Below are 24,943 nucleotides of genomic sequence, written 5' to 3' on the forward strand. Positions count from 1 at the left end.
CGTTGTAAAACGCTTCATTTCCAACATTGAGTACCGTGACAACGGTGCCTTCGGGATAGTGAGCTTGGGCTTGCACCGCCGTAACCGTCAACTCGAAACTCTCGTGTTAGGCGGTGTCATCTTCCTTGATCACAACGGCGCCTCTAAGCTGTGTTTCGGCAACACCAAGCATTTGCGACAGGCTATTCGCCAAAGAAACCTCATCAATGTCGATCAAGATTGTGGCCCCTTCCTTGGTGATTTGATCCACCAAGAGTTTGGCAATGGCCGTTTCGAGATCGCTCGCGATGTCGTTCCAGACTTCTGCGGCTTCGACATCGGTAGTTGCATAGGCTGCGCTTGCATGGATTGCATCTGCAAAAAGAAGGGCGCTAAGGGATGTTAATAGTTTCATGGGTCACTTCACCTGTGTTCTCGACGTCTTCTCCAATGCCTTCGACGGCCTCACAGGCGGCAAGGGTTAGGACGCAGAGGCAAATCATAGTGAAACGAAACATGGTGTTCTCCTTTTTGTTCGTCGATGATTGACCAACGCTCCTCATTGAATAAATGTTTTATAAAACCGCAAGAATAGCAGATTTATTTGTGGGTTTACTGTGGGGAACAACGTTGGGGAAACCCAATTTTGTTGTTTTAAAACGGCGTCCAAAAAAACGCGCTTAGCTGTGATGTGGAGGGCCGACGGCACGATCGCTGTCCTGTGGTCATGCATGAATTACTGCGGTTTTTGGGGGCAGGTTCGGTCCCAATACTCCACCGCCCCCGATCTGCTAAAGTTTCAACGCATCGAGATTGCGCGCGAGGGATGAAACCTTGCCAGTGCCTAAGAGCACACTTGCAACGATGTCTTTTGAGAGGCCAAATTGCATTGCAGCGGTTGCCAGCGGTATCCCGTCACGCAAGCACTCTTGCTCAAGGGCGCGCGTTTTCGCAAGGATTTCTTCGGACGCAGGGGCGTAGTCAAAGTGCGCGCCTTCCTTGGCACCGGTGGCCAGAATCCCAGAGTTGAAAATCCCCCCGAGGACAAGGCTCGTGTTGGCCTGTTGGCAAAGCGGTATGAGTTCCTTTTCGGCACTTCGGTCTAGCAAAGTCCACCGGCCTGCGAGGAGGATAACATCGAGTGTATGGTGTTTCATGACGTCCACACAGACTTCACATTCATTAACGCCCAGCCCATAGGCCCCAATTTTACCGGCGACCTTGAGGCGTTCCAGCGCGGGGAGGCCCGTTGAAAGCAGATCCTCCATATGGCGGTCATTATCGGCCCCATGTGTCAGTTTTCCAATGTCGTGCACATAAACGATATCAAGGTGATCGACGCCCAACCGCTCAAGGCTCCCTTCGAAACTCTCCATAATTCCGGCACCAGAATAGTCATACCGCACGTCGTTGGGGAGGGGGGAGACAAACCCGTCCGCTTCGCTTCTCTGCTTCCCCGGAGTCAAAACACGACCAACCTTGGACGAGAGGGTGACTTCATTTTTTGGTACAGTTTGCAGGAACTGCCCTAGGCGTGTTTCGGATAAACCACGGCCATAATGAGGGGCCGTATCAAAATAACGAATGCCTCGCTGCCAAGCGTAGGACAGCACGTCTTGCGCCGCTTTGTCCGTCACACGCGCATATAAGTTGGCGATGCTGGCGCAGCCAAAGGAAATATGGCTAACGGTTACATCGGTGGTGCCTAAAGGTCGTGATTGAAGCATTGTGTTGTCTTTCTTGTTTAAGCGGCGTTGGTGGATTTCATTTTTCTTGGCAGCAAAGTTTATGGGTAAAGCGTTGCCCTCATTATGCAGGTTTTGTATTTATATGCAAAAAAAACCTTTGACAGCGGGATAGGTTGTTTTTTATAGATAAGTAACAGGTCGACAATTCGATGTGTAAGTGGAGGAGGGACAGTGATGACGAGCGCGGGTATTTCAAAGATTATCCTAGAGGCCAAGGGGATCAGCAAGCATTACGGCGGCGTTAAAGCGATCGACGACGTTAGTATCGACCTTCGCGAAGGCGAGGTTCTTGCGATTGTCGGGGACAACGGGGCCGGGAAATCAACATTGGTTAAGGCAATCACCGGAGCGCTTGCTAAAACAAGCGGAACTATTTTTCTGGACGGCAAAGAAGTTCGGATCGATAGCCCCACGGACGCCAAAGCTGCCGGTATGGAAACCGTCTATCAAGATCTCGCGCTGGTGAATGAATTGTCGATTACCAAAAACGTATTTTTGGGACGCGAAATCGTTAGAAAAGACATTCTGGGCAAGATTTTCGGCGCGCTCGATTTTAAGACGATGGACGCGGAAATCCGGTCCTTGTTTGAAAAGCTTGATATACGGATTGCCGACATCTATCGGGATGCGCAATCGTTCTCAGGCGGGCAAAGACAGGCCGTCGCCCTTTCTAAAACAGTGATGTTCGGCAAGCGGATTGCCATTCTTGATGAGCCAACTGCGGCGCTCGGTGTGCGCGAAAGCAAAATGGCGATGGACCTTGTGCGGTCTCTCAAAGATCACGGATTGTCGGTCATCATGATCACCCACAACATGCAACATGTCCTGAATTACTGCGATCGCGTTGCGGTTCTCAGGCTGGGGCAACTCTCGGCGGTTCGCGATGTGAAGGATGTCGATGGCGACACGCTCGTCGGATTGATTACGGGCACTATCGATACGAAGGCGGCTTGATATGACAACGACCAATGAAAACAGTTCAACATCCATAACGACCCCAACAGCAAATTCGGGAAATTGGGATGCCTTCAAGCACCAATTCATGCAGATTTGGCAAGTGCTTGCAGCTCTAGCGCTCATTTATATGGTGTTCTTTATCCTCTCGCCTCCGTTTAGGAGCGTCGACACCTTACTCTCAATTTTCGGACAAGCCTCAATCCTTGCGATCTTGGCGTGTGGCACGACGGTTGTGTTGATCTCGGGCGGGCTTGACCTGTCTGTTGGTTCGATTTTTGCCGTTGTGGGCGTCGTTGTTGGCATTCTACTTGCGGAATACAACCTGCCAGTCATCGTTGCCGTCGGCCTAGGCCTTTTGACGGGTGTTGCCCTTGGGGCGTTGAATGGCATCCTGCAAGTCGTCACCCGTGTTCCCGCGTTCATTGTGACACTCGGAGGCCTTACCGCCTATAAAGGCGTTGCGGAAATTCTAGCCAGCGGACGCGATTTGTCGCGCTTCCCCGATCAGTTTCAACTGCTTGGCTCTGGCTATGCGGTGCCCATGTTCATCATGTTTGGGGCTGCTCTTCTGACGGGCCTTTTCCTAACCAAAACCCGCCTTGGAAACCACGCTTTTGCAATTGGTGGCAACGAAGAGGTCGCCCGCCTGTCTGGTGTGAATGTCGCCAAAAGCCGTATTTATTACTACATGATCGGTGGCTTGATGGCGGCAACCGCAGCGATCTTGGAAGTGTCCAAACTCAATTTTGCGATGCCAGCCCGCGGTCAAAGCTACGAGCTATTCGCAATCGCGGCGGTGGTTATTGGCGGCACCAGCCTGTTTGGTGGACGCGGCGGTGTTGGCAAGACCATCATCGGGATGCTGATCATGCAGACCATCATTGTGGGCCTCGCTTACATGGGCGTTGGGACATCTGTTCAGCGGATCGCCATCGGCGCCATCATCATTCTCGCCGTTTACTGGGACGTCTGGAGACGCCAGACGCGATAATTCGGCATCAAGAATTTGCATCCAAAGCTGAGGAGGTTTTGGACACAATCTCGCCCGATATGGGCATTCAATCCAACGGAGGACAACTATGAAACGAACAACCCTAAAAGGCCTCGTAACTGCCGCAACACTGACGGCGGCAATGTCCAGTGCGGCCATCGCTGCCGATCTTAAAATTGCCTATACGGGCTATTCTACGGACAATACCTTCTGGATCGGAGTTGCGAATTCCGCAGCGGCGACAGCAAAAGAAATGGGCGTTGAGCTGATCGACATGACAGCCTCTTCCCCCGATGCCGCAGCTCAAAAAGACGCCGTAGATCGCGCTATCAATATGGGCGTCGACGGTATCATTATTGGTGCAGTTGATAACCGCGCCTTTGATGCATCCCTTGATATGGCTGCGAAAAAAGGCATTCCCGTCGTTGCTGTTGATACCGGAATTGAGCATGAGCACGTTAAGAGCCTCGTTCAAACGGACAACTTGGCAGCGGCTGGAATTGCCGGTGAATATATCGTTAACAATATTGGTGAAGGGTCTGTTTTGATCCTTGGCGGTTCAGCGGGGCACCAAACTGGTAACGCACGTCGCGACGGTGTTCTTACGGCTGCCGAAGCTGCGGGCCACGAAGTTATCTTCCAAATCTGCGATTGGCAGGACGCTTGTGCGTATGAAACCACAATCAACTTCTTGCAATCCAACCCAGATATCCGTGCGATTTTCGGCGCATGGGACCCAGGCGCACTTGCCGCGGTTTCCGCAGCAAACGAGCTTGGAAAATTGGACGATCTGGTCATCGTTGGATTTGACGGCAACCCTGCCAACTTGGCCTCCATCGAAGCCAACGAGCAAAGCGCTACTATCAAGCAAGACAACGTCCGGATGGGCGCTGAAGCTGTTGCCAATGTTATTGGTCTGATCAAAGGCGAAGAAGTTCCAGCGTTTACGCCAATCGACGGAATTTTGATCACGTCCGACAACGTTGCAGAATTTAAATAACTCTGAAAATCGGGCGCCCAGAAGGATTTTGGGCGCCCACTCCATTTTAAGTCATTGGGAATTAGGTCACGTCATGAGAGCTTTGGTAATCGAAAAAATTGGACAGGCCGGGTTTCGTGAAATCGACGCGCCCCAACCCAAAGCGGATGAAGTGCTGATTGATGTTAAGCATGTGGGGCTGTGTGGGAGCGATTTGAACACATTTCGTGGCACCAACCCTCTGTCAAAATTACCCAGAATCCCGGGTCACGAAATTGGCGGTGTTATTCGCTCCGCAGGCAGTGAGGTTCCCGTCGAATTTTCCAACGGCGCATCGGTCATTGTCATTCCGTATTCGACCTGTGGTAAATGCTCTTCCTGCCTGAATGGCCGCGAAAACGCGTGCAAATATAACGAAACACTTGGGGTTCAAAAAGACGGCGGGATGTCGACCAGCATTGTGGTCCACCACGACCGTTTGATCCGAAATGACCAATTGATACCTGCACATCTCGCACTGGTTGAGCCGCTGTCTGTTGGCTTTCATGCCGTGGCCCGTGGTCGAGTAAGCGCCAAGGATACTGTCGTTGTGTTGGGCGGTGGAATGATAGGCGTTGGCGCAATGCTCGGCGCAAAGGCGCGCGGCGCACGGGTTATTGCTGTTGAAGTGAGCGAAGAAAAACATGCACCCCTTCTTAAGCTCGGCGTCGATCACGTGATCAACCCCACGAAAGAAGATCTGGAAAAAGCCCTAGCCACGCTAACAAATGGCAACGGAGCGGATGTCGTGGTCGAGGCCGTGGGGCTTCCCGAAACTTTCCGCGCGGCGATTGATTTGGTCTGTTTCTCTGGGCGCGTTGTCTATGTCGGCTATGCCAAATCAGAAGTCAGCTACAACACATCCTTGTTCAACCTCAAAGAGCTCGACATCCTTGGCTCCCGCAACGCCACGCGCACGGATTTTGACGCTGTTATCGCCTTTATCTCTGGTCAAGAGGAACTGGCCTCAAGTTTGATTTCGCGCGTATTCGCATGGGCAGAGGCCGATCTGGCTTTTGAGTACTGGGAAGCCAATCGCAACAAGACCTTCAAAGTAATGATTAATCTGGCAGAGGGCTAAAATGACCGGCACCAGTTCGCTCGAGAGAATTTATAGCCTCAAAGGACGAACTGCGTTGGTCACGGGCGGCGGCACGGGGCTTGGTAAGGCGATCGCCACCTGCCTCGCACAGGCTGGCGCAAAGGTCATTATCGCTGGACGCCGCGCGGAGGTTCTTGAATCCGCTTGCAAAGACATAGGGCACGGATGCTGCTCCCTGCCTCTGGACTTGGAGAAAACTGACACGATTGCTGCCTTCGCACAAACTCTCGCAACCCGCTTTGGCCCCGTCGATATTTTGGTGAATAATGCGGGAAATACGGTAAAAAAGCCGTTTGAGGAGTCCTCTCTGGAGGATTTTGACAGCGTGTTCGACGTCCATGTGCGCGGCGCGCTAGAACTTACCCGCGCCATTATCAAGCAAATGTTGGCGGAGGGGCGGGAGGGGTCAATCCTGTTTACCTCCTCCATGACGGCCTATATCGGCCAGCCGATGGTGTCGGGCTATACGATTTCAAAAACCGCGATTAATGGCGTCGTTCGGGCATTATCCGCTGAATTTGCGGGCCGTGGAATTCGCGTGAACGGGGTCGCTCCCGGATGGATCGACACAGAGCTTTACAGGGCGGCGACCAGTGGCGATGCCGCCCGCCAAACCAAGATCCTGAGCCGTATCCCAATGGGCAAGCTTGGCGATCCTGAAGATATCGGTTGGTCATGTGCCTTTCTTGCCTCGGCGGCCGCCAAATATGTTACGGGCCAAGTTATCCTAGTGGATGGCGGCGGCGCGACAGGTTTTTAGTTTTGGAGTTTGAAATGAGTGATTTTAAAAAGTTTAAAGAAATTGAAGATCGGTTGTTCACCGCGGTTATCGGCGACGTTTTGGATGTTCTGGGCTATAGAAATCAATTCCTGCCACAGCCGATCAAACCCCTCGTTCCGGGTAAAAAACTCATTGGACGCGCGATGACTGTGCTGGAGGCCGACTATCCAGCAGGCTCAGGCCGTGGACCATTATCCGACCGACCTTTTGGCCTTTTGTTCGAAGCTTTGGATGATCTCAAAGAGGGCGAAATTTACATTGCAACGGGCGCTTCCTTTGACTACGCGCTTTGGGGCGGATTAATGTCGACACGTGCAACTTATCTTAAGGCCGCGGGCGCGATTTTGAATGGCTTCATCAGAGATTGTGATGAAATTAAAAATCTGGAATTTTCGGTATTCTCGCGTGGTTCCTACGCTCAGGATCAAGGTGTGCGCGGGAAAGTCGTCGACTATCGTGTTCCGATTTCCATCGAGGGCGTTCTTGTCCATTCCGGTGATCTGATCGTTGCGGATGATGAAGGGGTCATCATTATTCCTGCGCAAGTTGAAGATGAGGCCATCGCCGCCGCATTGGAAAAAGTCTCTACCGAAAATGAAGTGGCAAAGGCCATTCGACAGGGCATGTCGACCAGTGAAGCCTTCGAGACTTTTGGCGTGATGTGAGCGAATAACTCACATGGATGGTTGGCGGACCGAAACCTGAATGCGCCTTGCCAGCACTTGGCGTTTTTGCTTGGCGCATCATTTAAAGAAATTTTCTCCTCGGCCATTTTTATCCAGAGTGGGGTCAATCCCACAGAAGCCACGCGCTTAAAATGGCGCAATTCTTTGGTTAACGGGTAAAGGCAGGATGACAATTTAAGGGTGGGGCAGTAGACACGAGGCTTGCTTCAGGTTTCGCTCGCCCCAAGAATGCATTAATATGGCGAGTAATCCACGCGAATGAGTTGTCTAAAACCTTTATTGCGAGAGGCATTCTGAAAATGTCGTCAAATCACGAAATTACACTCCGTTTGGCGAGTCGTCTCAAAGATGAGCGCAAGGAGAAGGGATTGAGTCTGGATGCATTGGCCAAACTTTCTGGTGTATCCCGATCTATGCTGTCCCAAATCGAACGCGGTGAATCCAGCCCGACGGTTGCGAGCCTTTGGAACCTCACGCGTGCTTTGAACGTTGATTTCGCGGAACTGCTCGATGAGAAAAGTAGCACAATCGGTCCCATCCTTGATGTGGTGCGGGGCGAAAGTACGCCCGTTATTCACAACAAAACCGCGCGCTGCTTGATCCGAATTTTGAGTGCGCCAGAAGATGTTGGCGACACCGAAGTATATGATATTCATTTCGAAAAGGGCGCGAGTCTAGATAGCTCCCCCCACAAAGCGGGCTGTGTGGAATCCCTAACCGTGCTTGAGGGATGCTTGGAAGTGACGACGGATGATCAAAGCGAAAACGTGACAGCAGGGGATACAATTCGCTACGTGGCGGATAAGGAACACGCCATTCGCGCGCCCGAAAAGTCTCGGGCAATATTGGTGGTAAAAAACGCCTAAGTTTTGGAGTGTTGTTCGATAATCCGGTATATTGACAACTCATCCCTTATAATGGATATTGATCCGCTATAAGGGAGACGCGCACATGACGAGCCAATTCTTAGACCACATCACCACAACTCTGGAAAGCATTCAAGCAGAAGGCTTGATGAAGCGCGAGCGCGAAATCCTCTCTCCCCAGAGCGGCACCATCACTGTAGGGCATTCCGAAAAAGGCCCGACCCGCATGGTGAACCTATGCGCCAACAACTATCTGGGATTAGCCGACGATGCCCGACTGATATCCGCAGCCAAAGCGGCGATGGATAGTCACGGCTATGGCATGGCCTCGGTGCGCTTTATTTGTGGCACGCAGGACATTCACCGTGAACTTGAACAGAAGCTCGCAAAGTTTCTTGGCAAGGAAGACGCCATCCTTTTCGCGGCTTGTTTTGACGCGAATGGCGGCTTGTTTGAACCTCTTCTTACCGCCGATGACGCGATCATATCCGACAGCCTGAACCATGCTTCGATCATCGACGGGGTGCGCCTCTGCAAAGCAAAACGCTACCGCTACGCTAATTCCGATATGGCGGATTTAGAGACCCAGCTTAAACAAGCGCAAAGCGACGGCGCTCGGTTTATCATGATCGCGACGGATGGTGTGTTTTCCATGGATGGCTATCTTGCCAAGCTTCCCGAGATTGTGACGCTTGCTGAGCGTTATGGCGCGCTGGTGATGGTGGATGATTGCCATTCGACTGGCTTCATGGGGCCTGACGGGGCTGGGACGCCATCGCATTTCGGCGTCGATGTGGACATCCTCACCGGTACGCTTGGTAAGGCGCTTGGCGGCGCACTGGGCGGTTACATTGCGGGACCACAGCAGGTCGTTGACCTTTTGCGGCAACGGGCACGCCCCTACCTATTCTCCAACTCGCTGCCGCCTGCGATTGTTGCTGCGGGGATCGAAGCCTTGCGGATCGTCGAGGAGGGGGTTGACCTCAGGGCCAAGTTGTTTGAAAACGCCGATTACTGGCGCGCAGGCCTCACATCGCTTGGATTTGAGCTCCTTCCGGGCACACACCCGATCATTCCTGTGATGCTCGGTGAGGCCCAGCTTGCCCAAGATATGGCGGCGCACCTGAACGATAACGGTGTCTATGTCGCTGGTTTCTTTTTTCCGGTCGTGCCCAAAGGGCAGGCGCGCATTCGCACACAGATGAGCAGTGCTTTAACGCGTGACGACCTCGATTTTGCGCTGGAGGCCTTTAAGAAGGCAGGGCGCGCGACAGGAGTATTGGCATGACGAATCTCATGAAAGCCTTGGTGAAGGCGAAGCCGGAACAAGGCTTGTGGATGGAACGCCACGCCGTGCCTGAAATTGGCCCAGACGACGTTCTGATCCGGATTAAAAAGACCGGAATTTGCGGTACAGATATTCATATTTGGAATTGGGATGAATGGGCCCAAAAAACTGTGCCAGTCCCCATGATTACAGGGCATGAATTTGCCGGTGAGATCGTGGAACTGGGCAAGAATGTCTCGGACCTTGAGCTTGGGCAAAGATGCTCTGGCGAGGGGCATCTGATAGGTAAAAACAGCCGCCAATCGCGGGCGGGCAAATTCCACCTTGATCCGAGTACCCGCGGCATTGGCGTGAATGTGCAAGGCGCGTTTGCTGAATTCCTGCGGTTGCCCGCCTTCAATGTTGTGCCCCTTCCTGATGATATCAGCGATGATATCGGTGCCATTCTCGACCCGTTAGGCAATGCAGTGCACACGGCGCTGTCTTTTGATTTGTCGGGCGAAGACGTTTTGATAACTGGCGCGGGCCCCATTGGCATCATGGCCGCAGCGGTGGCCCGTCATGCGGGCGCGCGCAATATCGTTATTACCGACATAAATACGGATCGCCTCGCCTTGGCTGAGAAGGTCGCGGATGTGGTGCCGGTGAACGCGGCAACTGAGGACCTGAAGGACGTCATCGCGCGACTAAAAATGCGCCAAGGCTTTGATGTTGGGATGGAAATGTCTGGAAGTCAGGCCGCGTTGGACCAAATGGTGGACGCCATGGTCATGGGCGGGCGCATCGCGCTTTTGGGCATTCCATCTAGCAAAGCGCCCTTCGATTGGTCTCGCATCGTGTTCAAAGCAATCACGATTAAGGGCGTCTATGGCCGTGAGATATTTGAGACGTGGCACAAGATGATTGCGATGCTGCAAAGCGGGCTTGATGTGAGCCGCGTCATCACGCATCGCTTTCCTGTTGATGAGTTTAGAGCCGGCTTTGAAACCATGAAGGCAGGTTCAAGTGGAAAAGTAGTCCTCGACTGGACCGCCTCCTAACATTTTCCGAAAAGGGTAGGGATATGGACTATATCAGCACGCGCGGAAGCGCACCAATACTGACGTTTAAAGAGGCCTTGCTCGTGGGGCTTGCCGAGGACGGTGGTCTTTATGTTCCCCAACACTGGCCGAAGTTCAGTGCCGAGAAAATACGGTCGTTTCGTGGCATGCCGTATACGGACGTTGCATTCCACATCATCAGTGCCTTTGTCGACGGGGAGATCAAAGACGCACTTCTGCGCAAAATGATCGATGAAGCCTATGCTACGTTTCATCATCCTGCGGTGGTTCCTTTGGTGCAAACCGGTGCGGATAGCTGGGTGCTGGAGTTATTCCATGGTCCGACCCTCGCCTTTAAAGATGTTGCGATGCAAATTCTGGCCAAGCTGATGGACCACATTTTGACCGAGCAAGGACGGCGTCTTACCATTGTTGGCGCAACCTCTGGCGACACAGGTGGCGCCGCGCTTGAGGCCTTCAAAGACTGCGAAGGGATCGACACATTCTTTATGTTCCCGAGTGGCAAGGTTTCGGATGTTCAGCGTCGGCAAATGACGACCATTGGCGCTGCAAACGCCCATGCAATCGCAATCGACGGATCGTTTGATGACTGCCAAAGCATGGTCAAAGCCATGTTTGCGGACCACGGGTTTCGGGATGCGGTGCAATTGTCTGCTGTGAATTCGATCAACTGGGGGCGGGTCATGGCCCAGACGGTGTATTATTTCACGGCCGCCGCTGCCTTAGGTGCGCCAGATCGCGATGTATCCTTCACCGTTCCGACCGGAAATTTTGGCGATATCTTTGCGGGGTATGTGGCAAAACAAATGGGGTTGGGTATTGATCGGCTAGTGATTGCGACCAACGAAAACGATATCCTTAGCCGCACGCTGGCGAGCGGTTCCTACACACTCGCCGAGGTTGAAGTTACCATCACGCCGTCGATGGATATTCAGATTTCATCAAATTTTGAGCGCCTTTTGTTTGACGCTGTTGGGCGAGACCCGAGTGTTGTTAAAAATCTCATGTCGGATTTGAAAGACAACGGGGATTATGCGCTCCCTGAAAGCGCGCATCGCTTTGTGACGGAGCTTTTTAGTGCAGGTTCCGCCAGTCAGGCCCAAACCCTAGAAATGATGGGCGAGGTTTACAATCGCTCAGGATACCTTGCGGACCCGCACACGGCGGTGGCAATGCGCGTTGCAGAGCAAGCTGTTGATCAGACCACGCCAATGGTCACCCTTGCGACCGCGCATCCCGCCAAATTCCCTGATACAGTGTATAAGGCAACGGGGCAGTCGGTAAGCGTGCCCGATTGGGCCACGCAAAGAGCGCAGAATCCGGAAATCCTAAGTCTGATCGAGAATGATCTTGCCGCAGTTGAGGCCTTCATCATCGACAAGTCGCGCATTGGGTCTGGTCGCAACACCGATTGAAATTCGCATTGCCAGTGTGTCATGTTCTTGTCGTACAAAACGCGCTAAGGTCCGTTTGAGGGAACGCTATAAGTTAAGCAGAGCATCCAGCAGAAAGAAGGTAATTTCTTGGAAATTAAATGGCTGGAAGATCTGTTGGCACTTGCGGCCAGTGGCAACTTTCGCATCGCAGCCGAGCAACGTAATGTCTCGCAACCAGCATTCAGCCGCAGAATTCAGGCGCTTGAGGCGTGGGTTGGAACCTGCTTGGTTGACCGAAAAAGCCAGCCTGCATGTCTAACGGATGCTGGGGCAACTTTCGTTGTTGTCGCTCAGACAATCGTCAGCGCCGCCTATCACTCGCGCGAAGACATTTTGGCCAAAGTATCGCTTGAGAAACAGAAAATCCGGTTTTCGACGCTCAGCACACTGGCCCAGTATTTCATGCCCGCGTGGCTAAAAGACCTTCAGCCGTTTATTGACACCGATCAGTTTGTTGTGCGCACCGATTTTGAAACGATTCCGCAATATCTTGTGGGGCTTGAAGAAAACGTTGTGGACCTGTTTATCTCCTATGAGAACCCAAACGCAGGGTTTTACAGCGACCCGAAAAAGTTTACCTCGCTCACGTTGGGGCAGGAGGCCTTGGTGCCAGTCGTCGCCCCTGATGCCACTGGCGCGCCGCTTTGGTGGCTGCCAGACAGGCCAACAAATCCGGTCCCCTATCTTCATACCGCGTCGTCGCTCTCCCTTTGGCCAGTCGCGGGACATCTTGAGAAACACTATGGCGATTTAACGTTCACGACGGTCTATGAAGCCTGCATCGCGACAAGCGTAAAAGCCATGGCCGTCGAGGGCTATGGTGTCGCTTGGATACCCAGCTTTATGGTCGTAGATGACTTGGCCAATGGGCGTCTTGTGCGCGCCGCAGGTATTGCCGACGACATTATTGTCGACATCAACATCTATCGTTGCAAGGATTTCAACGAACCGAAAGTCGCCGCGTTCTGGCGGGCCTTACTTGAGAAGCAGGTAGGCTCTGTTACCTAAATTCGATGGGTCTTCTCAAGGTTTTGCGGAATGCGCGCGTCTCGCGGCATCTCGGGTTTCGTCGTTTTCATACCAATTGTGCATTGCATCAAAGGCCGATGCGTTTCCTGCATGAGGCGCGCTGACATCGGCATTGGACGGCTTTGCCGTAACGCCAATACAGTCCAACAAAACGCAACCAACTCGGAGAATACGGAATGAAACGAAAATCTCAAATTGTGACGCTTGCAGCTCTAAGCACAGTTGCCGTAATGGGCGCTTCTGTTGCCTCGGCTGAGAGCACTTTGGAAATTGTCAAAGAACGCGGAAATCTGCGTTGCCAGGTTGGGCCGCCGTCGGCCGGATATTACAATCTCGACAGTGAAGGCGTTTGGTACGGGCTTGACGTCGCGATGTGCAAAGCCGTCGCTGCCGCCGTATTCGGCGATGCCACAAAAGTGGAAATCCAGTCGGTGTCGAGCCAAGCGCGGTTTACTGCATTGGCAAATGGCGAAAGCGATATGTTGTCGCGTACCGCCACATGGACGCTGTCCCGTGACACCCAGTTGGGCATCGATTTTCTGCCGCCCAACTTCTATGATGGACAGGGCTTTACCGTTCGTCGCGATAGCGGCATTACCAGTGCGCTGGAGCTGAAAGGCGCCAAGGTTTGCGTGACCACCGGTACCACTAACGAGTTGAATTTAACGGACTTCAGCCGCACCAACGATCTTGGCATTTCAAATGTTACCTTTGAAGACTTCAACGTTCGCGACGATACCTATCTGAATGGTGGCTGTGATGCGGTGACGGGCGACAAATCCTCGATGGCCGGAAATATCGCGTCCTTTCCGGTGCCTTCCGATCACATGATCCTGCCTGAGACCCTGTCAAAAGAACCGCTTGCGCCTGCGGTACGTCATGGCGACAACCAATGGGCCGATATCGTGCGCTGGAGCGTTTTCGCGCTGATCAACGCCGAAGAATTGGGCATTACCCAAGCTAACGTCGATGAGATGCTGGCCACGTCGACAGACCCAAATGTTCTTCGCATGCTGGGAGCCGAAGGCAACCTGAACGAAGGGTTGGGACTAGAACCTGATTGGGCTTACAACATCATCAAACAGGTCGGCAATTACGGCGAACTTTATGAGGCCTACATGGGCGGCGGCGAGCTGGGCATCGGGATCGACCGTGCCGGTACGCTGAACGCGCTTTGGACGGATGGCGGGTTAATGTATTCGCCCCCCATGCGCTAATAAATAGAGGGGGACGCCGGTGGATTTCATCGGCGTCCCCTCCTTCTTCCATACCCACTTCTACCAAAAACGATTGCAGATACCGCAACGGGGACACACATGAATAACGCCGCACCAAAGACGGGTTTAAAGCGCGCTAAGCCGAAAGAGACCTTCGACTTTTTCCACGACGCACGCGTTCGTTCGGTATTCTACCAACTTATTACCGCTGGGTTGTTTGGCTTGTTGATGTGGTATCTGGTCACGAACACCTCCCAAAACCTTCAAGCGCGCGGCATGAGCACGGGCTTTGGTTTTTTGAACACGTCGGCCGGTTTTGATATTGATTTCAAACTGATAGATTATACGCCCGGCAAGGGCACTTACGGTCGGATCTTTGTGATCGGGGCGCTCAATACCTTGCTCGTATCCTTTATGGCAATCATTTTCAGTACAGCTTTGGGGTTTTTGGTGGGCGTTTTGCGGCTGTCAAACAACTGGCTGGTGTCAAAGGTCGCCCTGTCATTCGTTGAAATCTTCCGTAACACGCCGCTGCTGATCCAAATCGTATTTTGGTATATTGGCGTGTTTGCTGTTTTGCCCGCAGTCAAGATGACGATTGACCTTTCATTGGGTGCCAAGATGCTGCTCCTGAACAATCGTGGGCTTTATATGGCGACGCCTATTATGGGCGGGCTGTTCTGGATGACCCTTGTTGCACTCGGCGTCGCGCTTGCGGGCGTATATATATTGCGACGTCGTGCGCACAAATTGCAGGAGAGCAGCGGCAAGCAAACCAAAACGCTTATTCCTTCGCTTGGATTGTTGGTTTTGCTGCCGAGTGCCGTTTTTATCCTTACGGGCAGACCACTTAGCTGGGATATGCCAACGCTTCAGGGCTTCAATTTTGCGGGCGGAACCAGCTTGCCTCCCGCCTTTCTCGCGTTGATTGTGTCGCTGAGCATTTATCACGCGGCGCAAATAGCCGAGGCCGTAAGGGCCGGTATCTTGTCAGTGAGTAAGGGGCAGAAGGAAGCGGCCCTTTCGATTGGCCTAAAACCTGGTCGGGTTATGGCCATGGTTGTCATCCCACAAGCAATGCCTGCAATTGTACCGCCCATGATTTCGCAATGGATGACCACGGTGAAAAATTCGTCGTTGGCCATCGCCATTGGCTATGCCGATATCGTTTCCCTCTTTATGCAGACCACGCTGAACCAGATTGGCCATGCCGTGGAATTGGTCGGGATGACGATGGCGTTCTATATGGTCATCAGCCTGTCGATTTCCGGTCTTCTGAACATCTACAACAAACGTGTACAGCTGGTGGAACGTTGATATGGCTATAATTACCCCAACAAAAACGCCAGACAGAGCCGCCCCTCTTGCCGAACGCTCAATAATCGGCTGGATGCACAAAAACCTGTTCAGTTCTTGGTTCAATGCGATTCTGACTGTGGTCACGGCCTACCTTGTTTACATCACGGTCACGGGCCTCTGGACGTGGGGCGTGACGGACGCGACATTTATCGCAGACAGTCGGCGCGAGTGCTTTGAAAATAGCCTTACAGGCGCTTGCTGGGCCGGAGTTATCGACTGGTTCGACAACATCTTTTACGGTCGCTACCCGCGGGAACAGATTTGGCGGATCAATCTCGGAGCAGTTTTGCTTGTCCTGTGGATGGCCCCGTTGTGGATGAGCCGTGTCAAAGGCAAAGTCTTGATCGGCGCCGGAGTGGTTGTGTTTTACCCTTTCCTAGCGGGCTACTTGTTTGCGGGCGGCGAAAAAGGCCTGTTGACCCAGCTCATGGTGAGTGGCGCTATCGTTGCGCTGATCGCGAATACTTCAAACATGCTCATAGGGATAACGACACGCGCCTCCCTAAAAGAGTTTCTGTTGCAAATTCTCGGAAAGGCCAAAGCGCCAGACCGTACCCAGCGCAATTTATTGCTTTCCATTTTCCTCCTTGTCTTTGTCGCGGTGTTTATATGGCAAATGCAATGGACGGCTGAAACGGTCAGTTGGACCCAATGGGGTGGGCTATTCCTAACCATGGTGATTGCGGGCATCGGGATCGCCTCGTCCTTGCCCGGAGGGATACTCCTCGCGCTGGGGCGTCGCAGCAAACTTACGGTGGTCCGTGTCCTTTGCACGGGTTTCATCGAAGTCTTTCGCTCTGTGCCGCTGATTACCGTGTTGTTTATGGCCACAACGATGTTCCCACTGTTCATGCCAGAGGGTTTTGTTCTGAATAAACTGGTGCAGGTCATCATCGCGGTTGTTCTGTTTAACGCCTGTTATATGGCCGAAACCGTGCGCGCTGGGCTTCAGGCGATCCCGAGCGGCCAATACGAGGCGGCCCATACCATCGGGCTTGGCTATTGGCGCACAACTGGGCTGGTCATCATGCCCCAAGCGCTCAAGTATATGATCCCCAATATCGTTGGAACCTTTATCAGTTTGTTAAAAGACACCACGCTGGTGTCGATCATCGGATTGTTCGACATCCTTGGGATGTTGCGCTCCATCAGCAAGGACATACCGTGGCTGGGCCTTCACAAAGAACCCCTGATTTTTGGGGCGATGTTGTTCTTCGTTCTGTGCTTCTCGATGTCAAAATATAGCCGCCATCTGGAAACGAAACTCTCCGCCGGTGACCAGCATTGATCCGCGAGCTAAGGAATTCCCCATGACAAACAAACTTTCTCAGGCGCACCTTGAATCTGCCGCCTCGACCGAAGTCATCATCGAAATCGCAAAGATGAATAAATGGTACGGCGCGTTCCATGTTCTCAAGGATATCGATTTAACCGTGCATAAGGGCGAGCGGATTGTCGTTTGTGGCCCCTCGGGGTCCGGTAAATCGACCCTAATTCGTTGCATCAATGCGCTCGAAGAGCACCAAGAGGGCGACATCATTGTTGATGGGATCAAACTAGGTAAGAACTTGAAAAACCTTGAACATATCCGCACAGAGGTCGGCATGGTGTTCCAGAACTTCAACCTGTTTCCGCATATGAGCATTCTGGAAAACCTAACCCTTGGGCCGATCTGGACTCGCAAAATGAGCAAATCTGATGCGATCAAAACTGCGATGACTTATTTGGAGCGGGTTAAAATTCCCGAACAGGCAGATAAATACCCCGGCCAACTGTCCGGTGGACAACAGCAACGGGTCGCGATTGCCCGCAGCCTGTGCATGAATCCAAAGATTATGCTGTTTGACGAACCGACCTCGGCGTTGGATCCGGAAATGATCAAAGAGGTGCTCGATGTGATGGTCGACCTTGCCGATACAGGCATGACGATGATCGTGGTCACGCATGAAATGGGCTTTGCACGGACAATCGCGGACGAAGTGATTTTCATGGACGCAGGCGACATTGTCGAACGCAACAACCCCGAGGCGTTTTTTGAAAATCCCGAACATGAACGCACACAGCAATTTCTGAGCCAGATTTTGTAGCCATTTTACGCCTGAGATGCGGACCAAAGGATCTAACAATATGATCACAGTAACTGAATGCGAAAACCCCGTTGATTTGGTGACATTTGTCGAGACGGACCGCTTGTTCCTAAATCCATTGGAAACGGATGATTGGCGCATAAGACGCGCTGTGCGCGATAAGGTCGTCGCTTGCGCCGAAGCCTTGCCGGACGGGCTGTGCCTCATGGTGTTTGACGCCTTCCGCACCCGCACCCGACAGTGGGAATTGTGGAAGCCAATTCTTGCCAACATTACCCAAAACAACCCCGACTGGAGCGATGCACAGGTCTATACCGAGGCTGCACGTTGGGTTTCTCCACCGGATGGTTTTGGCAGCGGGCATCAAGCAGGGGCGGCCGTTGATGTAAAACTGGCGCGCGCGGATCGCACAGAATTGGAATTCGGCGGTGCCATGAAGGGGCTCTCGGGGGTGGCTCCGACCAACTGGCCGGTTTCGTCTAAACTCCGTAAAAACCGCGATATACTTGTTGCGGCGATGGAGGCCACGGGAATGGTGAATTATCCTGATGAGTGGTGGCATTTCTCCTATGGCGACCGGTTATGGGCGGAAGTAACCAACCGCACAGAGGCCTTTTTCGCACCGATAGAATAACGGATATTTTTTGGTTCAATCCTCCGCTTGAAGGGGGATAGTCCTTTCCCATCCGCGTTGACCACAAATAGACTTTGAAAGCCAAAATCATGCAAACTAGCTTTTTCACAACGCCCGGTCGGTTCCTTCGCGGGAACTTACACACCCATTCCACCGGATCAGACGGCATTCTTTCTCCTCAGGAGGTCTGCCGAAGATATCAGGCGCAAGGTTATGATTTCATCGCCTTGACGGACCATTTCGTTGGACTGTTTGACTATCCGATCACGGACACCACAGAGTGTCGTAACGCCGACTTCACGACTCTTATTGGGGCAGAGATGCACACCGGTACGATGGAAAACGGCAACCTGTGGCACCTTTTGAGTATCGGTCTTCCCGCTGATTTTACCCCGCCACATGCACCACACTTTCAATCGGTGGCTGGGTCGGAATCCGCGGCAAGCATTGCGCAACGTGCCCGTGACGCTGGCGCATTCGTGGCCATTGCACATCCGCATTGGTCGGGAATGTCAGAGGCCGATGCGCGCTCGATCACGGCGGCCCATGCCGTCGAAGCTTACAATTACGGCTGCGTTGTTGATAATGATCGCGGCGAGGGGTTCTTGATTTTAGAACATCTTTTGAACCAAGGACGTCGCCTTAATCTGATTGCCGCTGATGATGCCCATTTCAACACACCGGATCATTTTGGGGGCTGGGTCATGGTCAAGGCGGAGGAAAATACGCCCGAAGCGCTTTTGACATCTCTAAAGGCGGGCGCATATTATTCAAGCACGGGGCCCGAAATTCACGATATACGCTTCATTGAAGGTGGTGTTGACGTCGATTGCTCTGCGGCAGCGACGATCGTGATTCAAGGAAAAGGCACGTCAACGGCAACCCTGCATGGTCATGAAATGACTGGCGAAACCCTGTCATTGAGCCGCCTGAAAGATTCACCATGGGTTCGCGTCACGGTTATCGATGAAAACGGAAAGCGTGCTTGGTCTAATCCGATTTGGCTCGATGGGGGTGCCTGACTTTAGGGGCAACGGCGTCTCCTCCACGTGAGACGCCATTGCCTTCGGGTGTGCTCTTAGTTTTGTGCGGCCGTGACGATGAATTCGACCAAATGGTCTGGCGTAGCCAGCTTCGCTTCGCCAGTGGCGCGGGCAGGTGTATGCCCTTCTGGCACCCAAGTATCCCAAACCGCATTCATCGCGGCGAAATCGGACATGTCTGCCAACCAGATGACAACCTGAAGCATGCGCGTTTTATCGGAACCCGCTTCAGCCAAAAGCGTGTCGATTTGCTCGAGACAGGATTTTGTCTGTTGGGCGACATCGTCTGTTGGTTTTCCGACCTGACCAGCCAAATAAACTGTGCCGTTATGGGTAACGATTTGGCTCATTCTTGGGCCGCCATGGTGGCGTGTAATCGTGCTCATTCTAATAGTTCCTTTATGTTGTCCGGAATCGGTCCGGGGAGAGGGCGTCGAGGATGTTATCGTCCATTGGCGACCGAAGTTCTAGGCATTGTGCGGCGCAAATTGTAGCAAGTGCGGGGGCCGTTTGAACGCCGTATCCGCCTTGCCCCGCGAGCCAGAAAAAGCCCTCCGCTGTGGGATCAAAGCCGACAACGGGGGTTCGGTCGGCCACGAAGTTGCGCAAGCCCGCCCAGCTATGAGTAGGGCGTGTGATGGGAATGGTGACGGCCTGCTCAAATCGGTCCAAACCTTCGGCAAGCACCATGTCATCGGGCCACGCGTCGTGTGGTTCTACGGGGTCTTCATCGGCTGGTGAAACAAACAAACACCCCGCGTCGGGTTTAGCATACCAGCTTTCGGATGCCGATGCGAACAGGGGCCAGTTGTCGATTTTGTGCCCGTCGGGCGCTTTTAACAAGACCGCAGAGCGGCGCATTGGCATCAACCCAATTGGGGCCAATCCCGCCATGCGCGCGACGATATCTGCCCATGCGCCTGCGGCGTTTACAACGATGGGTGCAGACCAAGTGCCGTTTTGGGTCGTCACCTGCCAACCGCCCTTGCTGCGGGTGATGCCTGTTACGGGGGCGCCCGTCACGGTTTCGCCGCCGCGGTTGCGCAACAGGCGCGCATAGCCTTGAAGCATGCGATCCACGTCAATATCCTGTGCGTCCCACTCGATAACCGCAGCTGCGATCCGCTCTGGCCTGAGGATCGGCACAAGGGCGACGGCCTCGGCGGCGGTCAAACGTTCAAGGCCCGTCGCTCCCTCGGAGTAGGCCTCCAGCACTGCGGTTTCGCTCTCTTGCGCGATAAGCATTTGGCCGCGTGGGGATAATAAGGAGGTGTCCCACATCTCGCTCGGCGTTTCCAGAACAGGGGCGGAGGCGGCATTCAACGCGCGCAAAACCGCGTTGCCATAGTTGCGAATGAAGATCGCCGCAGAGCGCCCCGTGGAATGATAGCCAAGCTGTGGCTCGGCCTCAATCAACACAACACGCGCGTCTTTGGCCAACATTGCCGCCGCACTGGCTCCGGCAATGCCGCCACCGATGACGATGATATCAGGCTGGGTCATTTGTTTTGAAATCCATTCAATATGCTCGTTAGGTTGTGCCCCAACTCGTCGCACAGGTAGCCGCCCTCTTGAACAAAAAGCGTCGGGAGATTTAATTCCGCTAGCGCCGCGCCGATGCGTGCAAATCCGGGCGTCGTCACGGCGAACCCCTTGAAGGGATCACCAATATAGGTGTCCAGCCCAAGGGCGATAACCACCACATCTGCCCCAAAGGCGCGCACGCGGGTCAGCGCAGTTTCCAACGCCGCTAGGAATTCGTCATCATTGGTGCCGCGCGCAAGGGGAATATTGAGGTTGTAGCCCAAACCCACTCCTGCGCCGCGTTCGTGGGCATGGCCCCAGAAGAAGGGGTAAAATCGCGCGGGATCAGCGTGGGTTGATACGGTCAAAACATCGTTGCGCTCATAGAAAATACCCTGTGTGCCATTGCCGTGATGCACATCGATATCCAAAATCGCGGGCCGCATACCCCCAAGGCGCAAGCGTTCCGCCGCGATAGCCGAGTTGTTGAGGAAGCAAAATCCGCCCGCGAGATCGCCAAAGGCATGGTGACCGGGGGGGCGCGAAAGCACATAGGTCGCGCGGGCACCGCCCAGCATCGCATCGGCGCCCGTCACTGCGGATTGGGCAGACCAATAAGCGGCCTCCCACGTTCCCGAAGCAATGGGGCAGGAGCCGTCAACCTGATGGAATCCGGACTGACCTTCGGCGGACTCAGGATAGCTGTCGGAGCGGTTGGCGGGGTGGATTTTGGGGATCACCTCGTCGCCTGCGCCGTCAATCTTCTGCCAGCGGTCGTAGATAGTTTGCAAGAAACTCAGGTATTCGGGCGAATGAATTGCCGCAATCGGGCCGAGGCCTGCGTCCTTTGGGGCCTCGAAATCGCAGCCTGCGGCTTGGGCGCCTGCGTGCAGAACTTTGATCCGCTCAGGTTGTTCGGGGTTGGGCGATAGCTTGCCGTTGAGCAGGAAATGCTTTGGATCATGTTTCCATTGGCGCTCGTCAAAGATGGCTTTCATGTCTCGCCTTTCTGGGCGTTTGCCCGAAGTCGTCCAAAATTATTGTTGTTGTTCTGGTGGGTCAGAAAAACCTAAATCGCTGTTTGGTCGCTGCCCTTGAGGCCCAACATGGCGCGCGCCTCGGTTGGGGTCGCGACCTCGCGCCCAAGGTCTTCAACAATGCGCCGGATTTTGGCAACCTGGTCGGCGTTGGTTTTGGCCAATTTGCCGCGCGAAATCATTAGACTGTCCTCTAGGCCAACGCGCACATGCCCACCCATCGCCGCAGACATGGTAATCAGCGGCATCTGGTGGCGACCAGCGGCGAGCACTGAAAACGTATAGGTGTCGCCAAACAGCTTGTCGGCAATCCGTTTCATATGGATCAGGTTTTCGGGGTCAGCACCAATTCCGCCCAAAACGCCGAACACAAACTGGATGAACATTGGCGTTTTTACTAAGCCGCGATCCACAAAGTGGCGCAACATATACAAATGGCTGACGTCATAGCATTCAAACTCAAACTGCGCGCCGCGTTCTTGGCCCATTACCGTTAGGACGTGGGCAATGTCACGCGGCGTATTTTTGAACACCAGATCGTCGGAGTCTTCCAAAAAGGGCTTTTCCCAAGCAAACTTCCAGTCGGTGATCCGCGCGGCGGCGGGATACAACGCGAAATTCATCGAGCCCATGTTGAGCGAACACATCTCTGGTTCTGCATCAAGGGGGGCTGCGAGGCGTTCATCCAGCGTCATATTCGCATTGCCACCTGTCGTGATGTTCAAAACCGCGTCGCAGTTTTGCTTGAGGCGGGTCAGAAAAGGGCGGAAGTGTGCAGGCAGTGCCGACGGGCGCCCGTCTTCTGGGTCGCGGGCATGAAGGTGCAAAATCGCAGCCCCTGCCTCGGCCGCTTCCATAGAATGTTCGGTGATTTCATCAGCGGTGATCGGTAGATAGGGTGACATGGAAGGCGTGTGGATGGAGCCCGTGATGGCACAGGTGATAATGATTTTTGACATTTGGACTTTCCTTTATGACGTTGGATCGACTGAATTGGGCATCTCTGCCATCAACTGTTGCATCGATTGATCCAGTATATCGGTAATTTCATCGAGTTGCGGTTCGGTCACGATCATTGGGGGGCAGACAAGGAAATGATCGCCCGCAATACCGCCACGGGTGCGGCGGGAATAGATGATCAATCCGTTGTCATAGGCGATATCTACCAGTCGGCTGTGGGCATTAAATGCGGCGGGCAGGGGCTCTTTGGTGGCGCGATCTGCCATCAGTTCAAACGCCAGCAGCAACCCTTTTCCGCGCACATCGCCAATGACGGGATAGCGTTGCATCATCGCCTCAAGGCGGGTTTTAAGTGCGTCGCCCATTTGTGCCGCATTCTCGGTCAAGCTGTGCAGTTCGATTTCGTTCAAAACGGCCAGTCCTGCGGCGCAGGCCAAAGGGTTTCCGGCGTAGGTATAGCCGTGGATGAAACCGCCGCCATTCATCACCGCCTCAACGATGTCATTGCGCGCGATCATCGCGCCAAGGGGCACGTATCCCGCGCCAAATCCTTTGGAGAGGGCAATGATATCGGGCGTTACGTCCCAGTGATCCGCGCCAAAAAAGCTCCCCGTGCGCCCGCCGCCCGTCATCACTTCGTCGTGGATGAGCAAGACGCCGTATTGGTCACAAATCTGGCGGATGCGTTGCATATAACCTGCAGGCGGCACCAAGGCGCCGGTTGACGCGCCGCCGATGGGTTCGACGATAAAGGCAAGAATTGTCGCGGGGCCTTCCTCAAGGATTTTGGCCTCCAACATATTGGCATAATGCAGCCCAGTTGCCGTATCCGTAGGATCGAGCCCGTCAAGATAGGCGCGGGGCGCGGGGATTTTCGGCATCGCATGCATCATCGGATCAAATGGCGCGGTCATTGGCGCATAGCCCGTAATCGCGAGCGCCCCAAGTGTGGAGCCATGATAGCTCGGATAGCGCGAAATAACCTTTGTGCGCTGCGCCTGCCCTTGAGTGAGCGCATATTGGCGCGCCAGTTTCAGCGTGCTTTCTACGGCCTCCGAGCCACCCGAAACAAAGAAAACGCGGTCCAGCCCTTTGGGGGTCAGACTCGCAACCTTGTCTGCCAATGCTTCGCTGGCGTCGGTTTGGAAATGCAGTCTGTAGCCGAAGGTGGATTTGTCCATTTGCGCCCGCATCGCCGCCAGAACCGCAGGGTTTGAATGCCCAATGTTGCTGACCATCGCACCCGATGAGCCATCGATATAACGCTTGCCGGAGGTGTCCCACATATAGATGCCTTCGGCGCGGGCGAGCGTGGGGCGGGGCGCTTTGGTCTGATAGAACAGATTGCTCATGTGGGGCCTGCCTTCAACGACTAAGGTGTTTGCGGAGAAAATTGCGGGTGCGCTCATGTTCGGGGTTTTTAAAGATCACCGAGGGAGGGCCTTCTTCGACCACCACCCCTTGGTCCATAAACAACACGCGATCACAAACCGAGGCCGCGAAATCCATTTCATGGGTCACGATGATCATGGTCATGTGCTCTTCGGCCAGTTGCTTCATCACCAGATTGACCTCTTCGACCAGTTCAGGGTCAAGCGCCGAAGTCGCCTCGTCAAACAGCATCACCTTGGGTTGCATCGCCAAAGCCCGCGCAATCGCCACGCGTTGTTTTTGCCCGCCAGAAAGCCGTGAGGGGTATTCGTCTATCTTTTCCAGCAAGCCAACCTTGGCCAATTGTTCCTCGGCGAGTTTGTTGGCTGCATCCTCCGACAACCCTTTGAGCATGCGCGGAGCGAGCGTGATGTTGCCTCGCACAGTAAGATGCGGGAACAGGTTGAAGTGTTGGAAAACCATGCCGATATTCTGGCGTACTTGATTGACGTGGGCCTCATATTGGCGATGGGGCAGCTTCTTGTTGATTTGCACATCCTCAAGCCAGACTTCGCCCGACGAGAGCGGATCAAGTTCGTTGATCGCGCGCAGCAACGTGGATTTCCCAGACCCCGAAGGACCGATAATGGCGACGATCTGGCCGCGCTCAACCGTGAGGTTGATATCCTTGAGCACCTCAAGTTTGCCGTAGCTTTTGGCCGCGTTTTTAATGGTGACGAAGGCTTGTTTGGTCATCGGACTCTCCTGT

General features: G+C 53.8%; 26 protein-coding genes. 17 read left to right on the forward strand and 9 right to left on the reverse strand.

Going from position 1 to position 24,943, the window contains the following annotated elements; all coding sequences use genetic code 11:
* Nucleotides 1-106: 106 nt before the first annotated feature.
* The 3 genes from AB9F26_RS03070 to AB9F26_RS03080 all read right to left on the reverse strand — a co-directional run bounded on the left by AB9F26_RS03070 (nucleotide 107) and on the right by AB9F26_RS03080 (nucleotide 1,706).
* Nucleotides 107-394 (reverse strand): hypothetical protein, encoded by a 288-nt coding sequence (locus AB9F26_RS03070; RefSeq protein ID WP_369767243.1) that lies wholly within the window; start codon nucleotides 392-394, stop codon nucleotides 107-109.
* A complete protein-coding gene (locus tag AB9F26_RS03075; RefSeq protein WP_369755255.1) occupies nucleotides 372-497 on the reverse strand; it encodes a hypothetical protein in 126 nt (41 codons plus the stop codon). The genes AB9F26_RS03070 and AB9F26_RS03075 overlap by 23 nt, the downstream gene beginning before the upstream one ends.
* Nucleotides 498-770: 273 nt before the next feature.
* Complete coding sequence (locus AB9F26_RS03080; protein WP_335583667.1) at nucleotides 771-1,706, reverse strand: aldo/keto reductase; 936 nt, start codon at nucleotides 1,704-1,706, stop codon at nucleotides 771-773.
* Between the two features lie 195 nt (nucleotides 1,707-1,901).
* Between AB9F26_RS03080 and AB9F26_RS03085 the strand changes: the two genes are divergently transcribed.
* The 17 genes from AB9F26_RS03085 (at nucleotide 1,902) to AB9F26_RS03165 (ending at nucleotide 19,261) form a co-directional block, all read left to right on the forward strand.
* Complete coding sequence (locus AB9F26_RS03085; protein WP_335583666.1) at nucleotides 1,902-2,681, forward strand: ATP-binding cassette domain-containing protein; 780 nt, start codon at nucleotides 1,902-1,904, stop codon at nucleotides 2,679-2,681.
* A 1-nt stretch (nucleotide 2,682) separates the two neighbouring features.
* Entirely contained in the window at nucleotides 2,683-3,675 is a 993-nt protein-coding gene (locus tag AB9F26_RS03090; protein ID WP_335583665.1) for an ABC transporter permease, read from the forward strand.
* 88 nt (nucleotides 3,676-3,763) lie between these two features.
* Entirely contained in the window at nucleotides 3,764-4,675 is a 912-nt protein-coding gene (locus tag AB9F26_RS03095) for a sugar ABC transporter substrate-binding protein (protein ID WP_335583664.1), read from the forward strand.
* A gap of 73 nt (nucleotides 4,676-4,748) precedes the next feature.
* The gene (locus tag AB9F26_RS03100) at nucleotides 4,749-5,774 is read left to right on the forward strand and encodes a zinc-binding alcohol dehydrogenase family protein (RefSeq protein WP_369767244.1); all 1,026 of its coding nucleotides are present in this window, start codon (nucleotides 4,749-4,751) and stop codon (nucleotides 5,772-5,774) included.
* Between the two features lies 1 nt (nucleotide 5,775).
* Nucleotides 5,776-6,555 (forward strand): SDR family NAD(P)-dependent oxidoreductase, encoded by a 780-nt coding sequence (locus AB9F26_RS03105; RefSeq protein ID WP_369767245.1) that lies wholly within the window; start codon nucleotides 5,776-5,778, stop codon nucleotides 6,553-6,555.
* A gap of 14 nt (nucleotides 6,556-6,569) precedes the next feature.
* The gene (locus AB9F26_RS03110; RefSeq protein ID WP_369755251.1) at nucleotides 6,570-7,241 is read left to right on the forward strand and encodes an RraA family protein; all 672 of its coding nucleotides are present in this window, start codon (nucleotides 6,570-6,572) and stop codon (nucleotides 7,239-7,241) included.
* Between the two features lie 320 nt (nucleotides 7,242-7,561).
* Nucleotides 7,562-8,128 carry a helix-turn-helix domain-containing protein gene (locus AB9F26_RS03115; RefSeq protein WP_369767246.1) on the forward strand — a complete coding sequence of 189 codons (567 nt, stop codon included), beginning with the start codon at nucleotides 7,562-7,564 and terminating at the stop codon, nucleotides 8,126-8,128.
* A gap of 85 nt (nucleotides 8,129-8,213) precedes the next feature.
* The gene (locus AB9F26_RS03120) at nucleotides 8,214-9,416 is read left to right on the forward strand and encodes a glycine C-acetyltransferase (protein WP_369767247.1); all 1,203 of its coding nucleotides are present in this window, start codon (nucleotides 8,214-8,216) and stop codon (nucleotides 9,414-9,416) included.
* Complete coding sequence (gene tdh / locus AB9F26_RS03125; protein ID WP_369767248.1) at nucleotides 9,413-10,456, forward strand: L-threonine 3-dehydrogenase; 1,044 nt, start codon at nucleotides 9,413-9,415, stop codon at nucleotides 10,454-10,456. The genes AB9F26_RS03120 and tdh overlap by 4 nt, the downstream gene beginning before the upstream one ends.
* 23 nt (nucleotides 10,457-10,479) lie before the next feature.
* Entirely contained in the window at nucleotides 10,480-11,892 is a 1,413-nt protein-coding gene (gene thrC, locus AB9F26_RS03130) for a threonine synthase (RefSeq protein WP_369767249.1), read from the forward strand.
* 108 nt (nucleotides 11,893-12,000) lie between these two features.
* On the forward strand, nucleotides 12,001-12,921 hold the full coding sequence (locus tag AB9F26_RS03135) for a LysR family transcriptional regulator (RefSeq protein ID WP_369767250.1): 921 nt from the start codon (nucleotides 12,001-12,003) through the stop codon (nucleotides 12,919-12,921).
* A 197-nt stretch (nucleotides 12,922-13,118) separates the two neighbouring features.
* Complete coding sequence (locus AB9F26_RS03140) at nucleotides 13,119-14,159, forward strand: amino acid ABC transporter substrate-binding protein (protein WP_039003887.1); 1,041 nt, start codon at nucleotides 13,119-13,121, stop codon at nucleotides 14,157-14,159.
* Between the two features lie 99 nt (nucleotides 14,160-14,258).
* Nucleotides 14,259-15,476, forward strand: coding sequence for an amino acid ABC transporter permease (locus tag AB9F26_RS03145; protein WP_369767251.1), 1,218 nt, complete (start codon nucleotides 14,259-14,261; stop codon nucleotides 15,474-15,476).
* A gap of 1 nt (nucleotide 15,477) precedes the next feature.
* The gene (locus tag AB9F26_RS03150) at nucleotides 15,478-16,806 is read left to right on the forward strand and encodes an amino acid ABC transporter permease (protein ID WP_369767252.1); all 1,329 of its coding nucleotides are present in this window, start codon (nucleotides 15,478-15,480) and stop codon (nucleotides 16,804-16,806) included.
* A 22-nt stretch (nucleotides 16,807-16,828) separates the two neighbouring features.
* Nucleotides 16,829-17,605, forward strand: coding sequence for an amino acid ABC transporter ATP-binding protein (locus AB9F26_RS03155; RefSeq protein ID WP_335583652.1), 777 nt, complete (start codon nucleotides 16,829-16,831; stop codon nucleotides 17,603-17,605).
* Between the two features lie 40 nt (nucleotides 17,606-17,645).
* Nucleotides 17,646-18,239, forward strand: a complete 594-nt coding sequence (locus tag AB9F26_RS03160; protein WP_335583651.1) for a M15 family metallopeptidase — start codon at nucleotides 17,646-17,648, stop codon at nucleotides 18,237-18,239.
* A gap of 89 nt (nucleotides 18,240-18,328) precedes the next feature.
* Complete coding sequence (locus tag AB9F26_RS03165) at nucleotides 18,329-19,261, forward strand: CehA/McbA family metallohydrolase (RefSeq protein WP_369767253.1); 933 nt, start codon at nucleotides 18,329-18,331, stop codon at nucleotides 19,259-19,261.
* Nucleotides 19,262-19,317: 56 nt separating this feature from the next.
* On the opposite strand, the gene AB9F26_RS03170 is transcribed toward AB9F26_RS03165, so the two are convergent.
* The 6 genes from AB9F26_RS03170 to AB9F26_RS03195 form a co-directional block, all read right to left on the reverse strand.
* Nucleotides 19,318-19,668 (reverse strand): RidA family protein, encoded by a 351-nt coding sequence (locus tag AB9F26_RS03170; RefSeq protein WP_335583649.1) that lies wholly within the window; start codon nucleotides 19,666-19,668, stop codon nucleotides 19,318-19,320.
* A gap of 13 nt (nucleotides 19,669-19,681) precedes the next feature.
* Nucleotides 19,682-20,785, reverse strand: a complete 1,104-nt coding sequence (locus AB9F26_RS03175) for an NAD(P)/FAD-dependent oxidoreductase (RefSeq protein ID WP_369767254.1) — start codon at nucleotides 20,783-20,785, stop codon at nucleotides 19,682-19,684.
* Nucleotides 20,782-21,804: a histone deacetylase family protein gene (locus AB9F26_RS03180; protein ID WP_335583647.1), complete on the reverse strand. Its 1,023-nt coding sequence runs from the start codon at nucleotides 21,802-21,804 to the stop codon at nucleotides 20,782-20,784. The genes AB9F26_RS03175 and AB9F26_RS03180 overlap by 4 nt, the downstream gene beginning before the upstream one ends.
* Nucleotides 21,805-21,875: 71 nt before the next feature.
* The gene (locus AB9F26_RS03185) at nucleotides 21,876-22,802 is read right to left on the reverse strand and encodes a 3-keto-5-aminohexanoate cleavage protein (protein WP_335583646.1); all 927 of its coding nucleotides are present in this window, start codon (nucleotides 22,800-22,802) and stop codon (nucleotides 21,876-21,878) included.
* A 12-nt stretch (nucleotides 22,803-22,814) separates the two neighbouring features.
* The gene (locus AB9F26_RS03190) at nucleotides 22,815-24,155 is read right to left on the reverse strand and encodes an aspartate aminotransferase family protein (RefSeq protein ID WP_335583645.1); all 1,341 of its coding nucleotides are present in this window, start codon (nucleotides 24,153-24,155) and stop codon (nucleotides 22,815-22,817) included.
* 13 nt (nucleotides 24,156-24,168) lie between these two features.
* A complete protein-coding gene (locus tag AB9F26_RS03195; RefSeq protein WP_335583644.1) occupies nucleotides 24,169-24,930 on the reverse strand; it encodes an amino acid ABC transporter ATP-binding protein in 762 nt (253 codons plus the stop codon).
* Nucleotides 24,931-24,943 lie beyond the last annotated feature (13 nt).

The organism is Falsihalocynthiibacter sp. BN13B15 (genome assembly GCF_041205415.1).
GTDB classification, from domain to species: domain Bacteria; phylum Pseudomonadota; class Alphaproteobacteria; order Rhodobacterales; family Rhodobacteraceae; genus Falsihalocynthiibacter; species Falsihalocynthiibacter arcticus.

Coding starts and splice junctions, on each gene's coding strand:
- AB9F26_RS03190 (WP_335583645.1), bottom strand. CDS start 24,155: ATGAGCAATCTGTTCTATCAGACCAAAGCGCCCCGCCCCACGCTCGCC.
- AB9F26_RS03105 (WP_369767245.1), top strand. CDS start 5,776: ATGACCGGCACCAGTTCGCTCGAGAGAATTTATAGCCTCAAAGGACGA.
- AB9F26_RS03175 (WP_369767254.1), bottom strand. CDS start 20,785: ATGACCCAGCCTGATATCATCGTCATCGGTGGCGGCATTGCCGGAGCC.
- AB9F26_RS03115 (WP_369767246.1), top strand. CDS start 7,562: ATGTCGTCAAATCACGAAATTACACTCCGTTTGGCGAGTCGTCTCAAA.
- AB9F26_RS03090 (WP_335583665.1), top strand. CDS start 2,683: ATGACAACGACCAATGAAAACAGTTCAACATCCATAACGACCCCAACA.
- AB9F26_RS03070 (WP_369767243.1), bottom strand. CDS start 394: ATGAAACTATTAACATCCCTTAGCGCCCTTCTTTTTGCAGATGCAATC.
- tdh (WP_369767248.1), top strand. CDS start 9,413: ATGACGAATCTCATGAAAGCCTTGGTGAAGGCGAAGCCGGAACAAGGC.
- AB9F26_RS03165 (WP_369767253.1), top strand. CDS start 18,329: ATGCAAACTAGCTTTTTCACAACGCCCGGTCGGTTCCTTCGCGGGAAC.
- AB9F26_RS03110 (WP_369755251.1), top strand. CDS start 6,570: ATGAGTGATTTTAAAAAGTTTAAAGAAATTGAAGATCGGTTGTTCACC.
- AB9F26_RS03170 (WP_335583649.1), bottom strand. CDS start 19,668: ATGAGCACGATTACACGCCACCATGGCGGCCCAAGAATGAGCCAAATC.
- AB9F26_RS03180 (WP_335583647.1), bottom strand. CDS start 21,804: ATGAAAGCCATCTTTGACGAGCGCCAATGGAAACATGATCCAAAGCAT.
- AB9F26_RS03120 (WP_369767247.1), top strand. CDS start 8,214: ATGACGAGCCAATTCTTAGACCACATCACCACAACTCTGGAAAGCATT.
- AB9F26_RS03145 (WP_369767251.1), top strand. CDS start 14,259: ATGAATAACGCCGCACCAAAGACGGGTTTAAAGCGCGCTAAGCCGAAA.
- AB9F26_RS03095 (WP_335583664.1), top strand. CDS start 3,764: ATGAAACGAACAACCCTAAAAGGCCTCGTAACTGCCGCAACACTGACG.
- AB9F26_RS03085 (WP_335583666.1), top strand. CDS start 1,902: ATGACGAGCGCGGGTATTTCAAAGATTATCCTAGAGGCCAAGGGGATC.
- AB9F26_RS03160 (WP_335583651.1), top strand. CDS start 17,646: ATGATCACAGTAACTGAATGCGAAAACCCCGTTGATTTGGTGACATTT.
- AB9F26_RS03080 (WP_335583667.1), bottom strand. CDS start 1,706: ATGCTTCAATCACGACCTTTAGGCACCACCGATGTAACCGTTAGCCAT.
- AB9F26_RS03150 (WP_369767252.1), top strand. CDS start 15,478: ATGGCTATAATTACCCCAACAAAAACGCCAGACAGAGCCGCCCCTCTT.
- AB9F26_RS03195 (WP_335583644.1), bottom strand. CDS start 24,930: ATGACCAAACAAGCCTTCGTCACCATTAAAAACGCGGCCAAAAGCTAC.
- AB9F26_RS03185 (WP_335583646.1), bottom strand. CDS start 22,802: ATGTCAAAAATCATTATCACCTGTGCCATCACGGGCTCCATCCACACG.
- AB9F26_RS03155 (WP_335583652.1), top strand. CDS start 16,829: ATGACAAACAAACTTTCTCAGGCGCACCTTGAATCTGCCGCCTCGACC.
- AB9F26_RS03140 (WP_039003887.1), top strand. CDS start 13,119: ATGAAACGAAAATCTCAAATTGTGACGCTTGCAGCTCTAAGCACAGTT.
- AB9F26_RS03100 (WP_369767244.1), top strand. CDS start 4,749: ATGAGAGCTTTGGTAATCGAAAAAATTGGACAGGCCGGGTTTCGTGAA.
- AB9F26_RS03075 (WP_369755255.1), bottom strand. CDS start 497: ATGTTTCGTTTCACTATGATTTGCCTCTGCGTCCTAACCCTTGCCGCC.
- thrC (WP_369767249.1), top strand. CDS start 10,480: ATGGACTATATCAGCACGCGCGGAAGCGCACCAATACTGACGTTTAAA.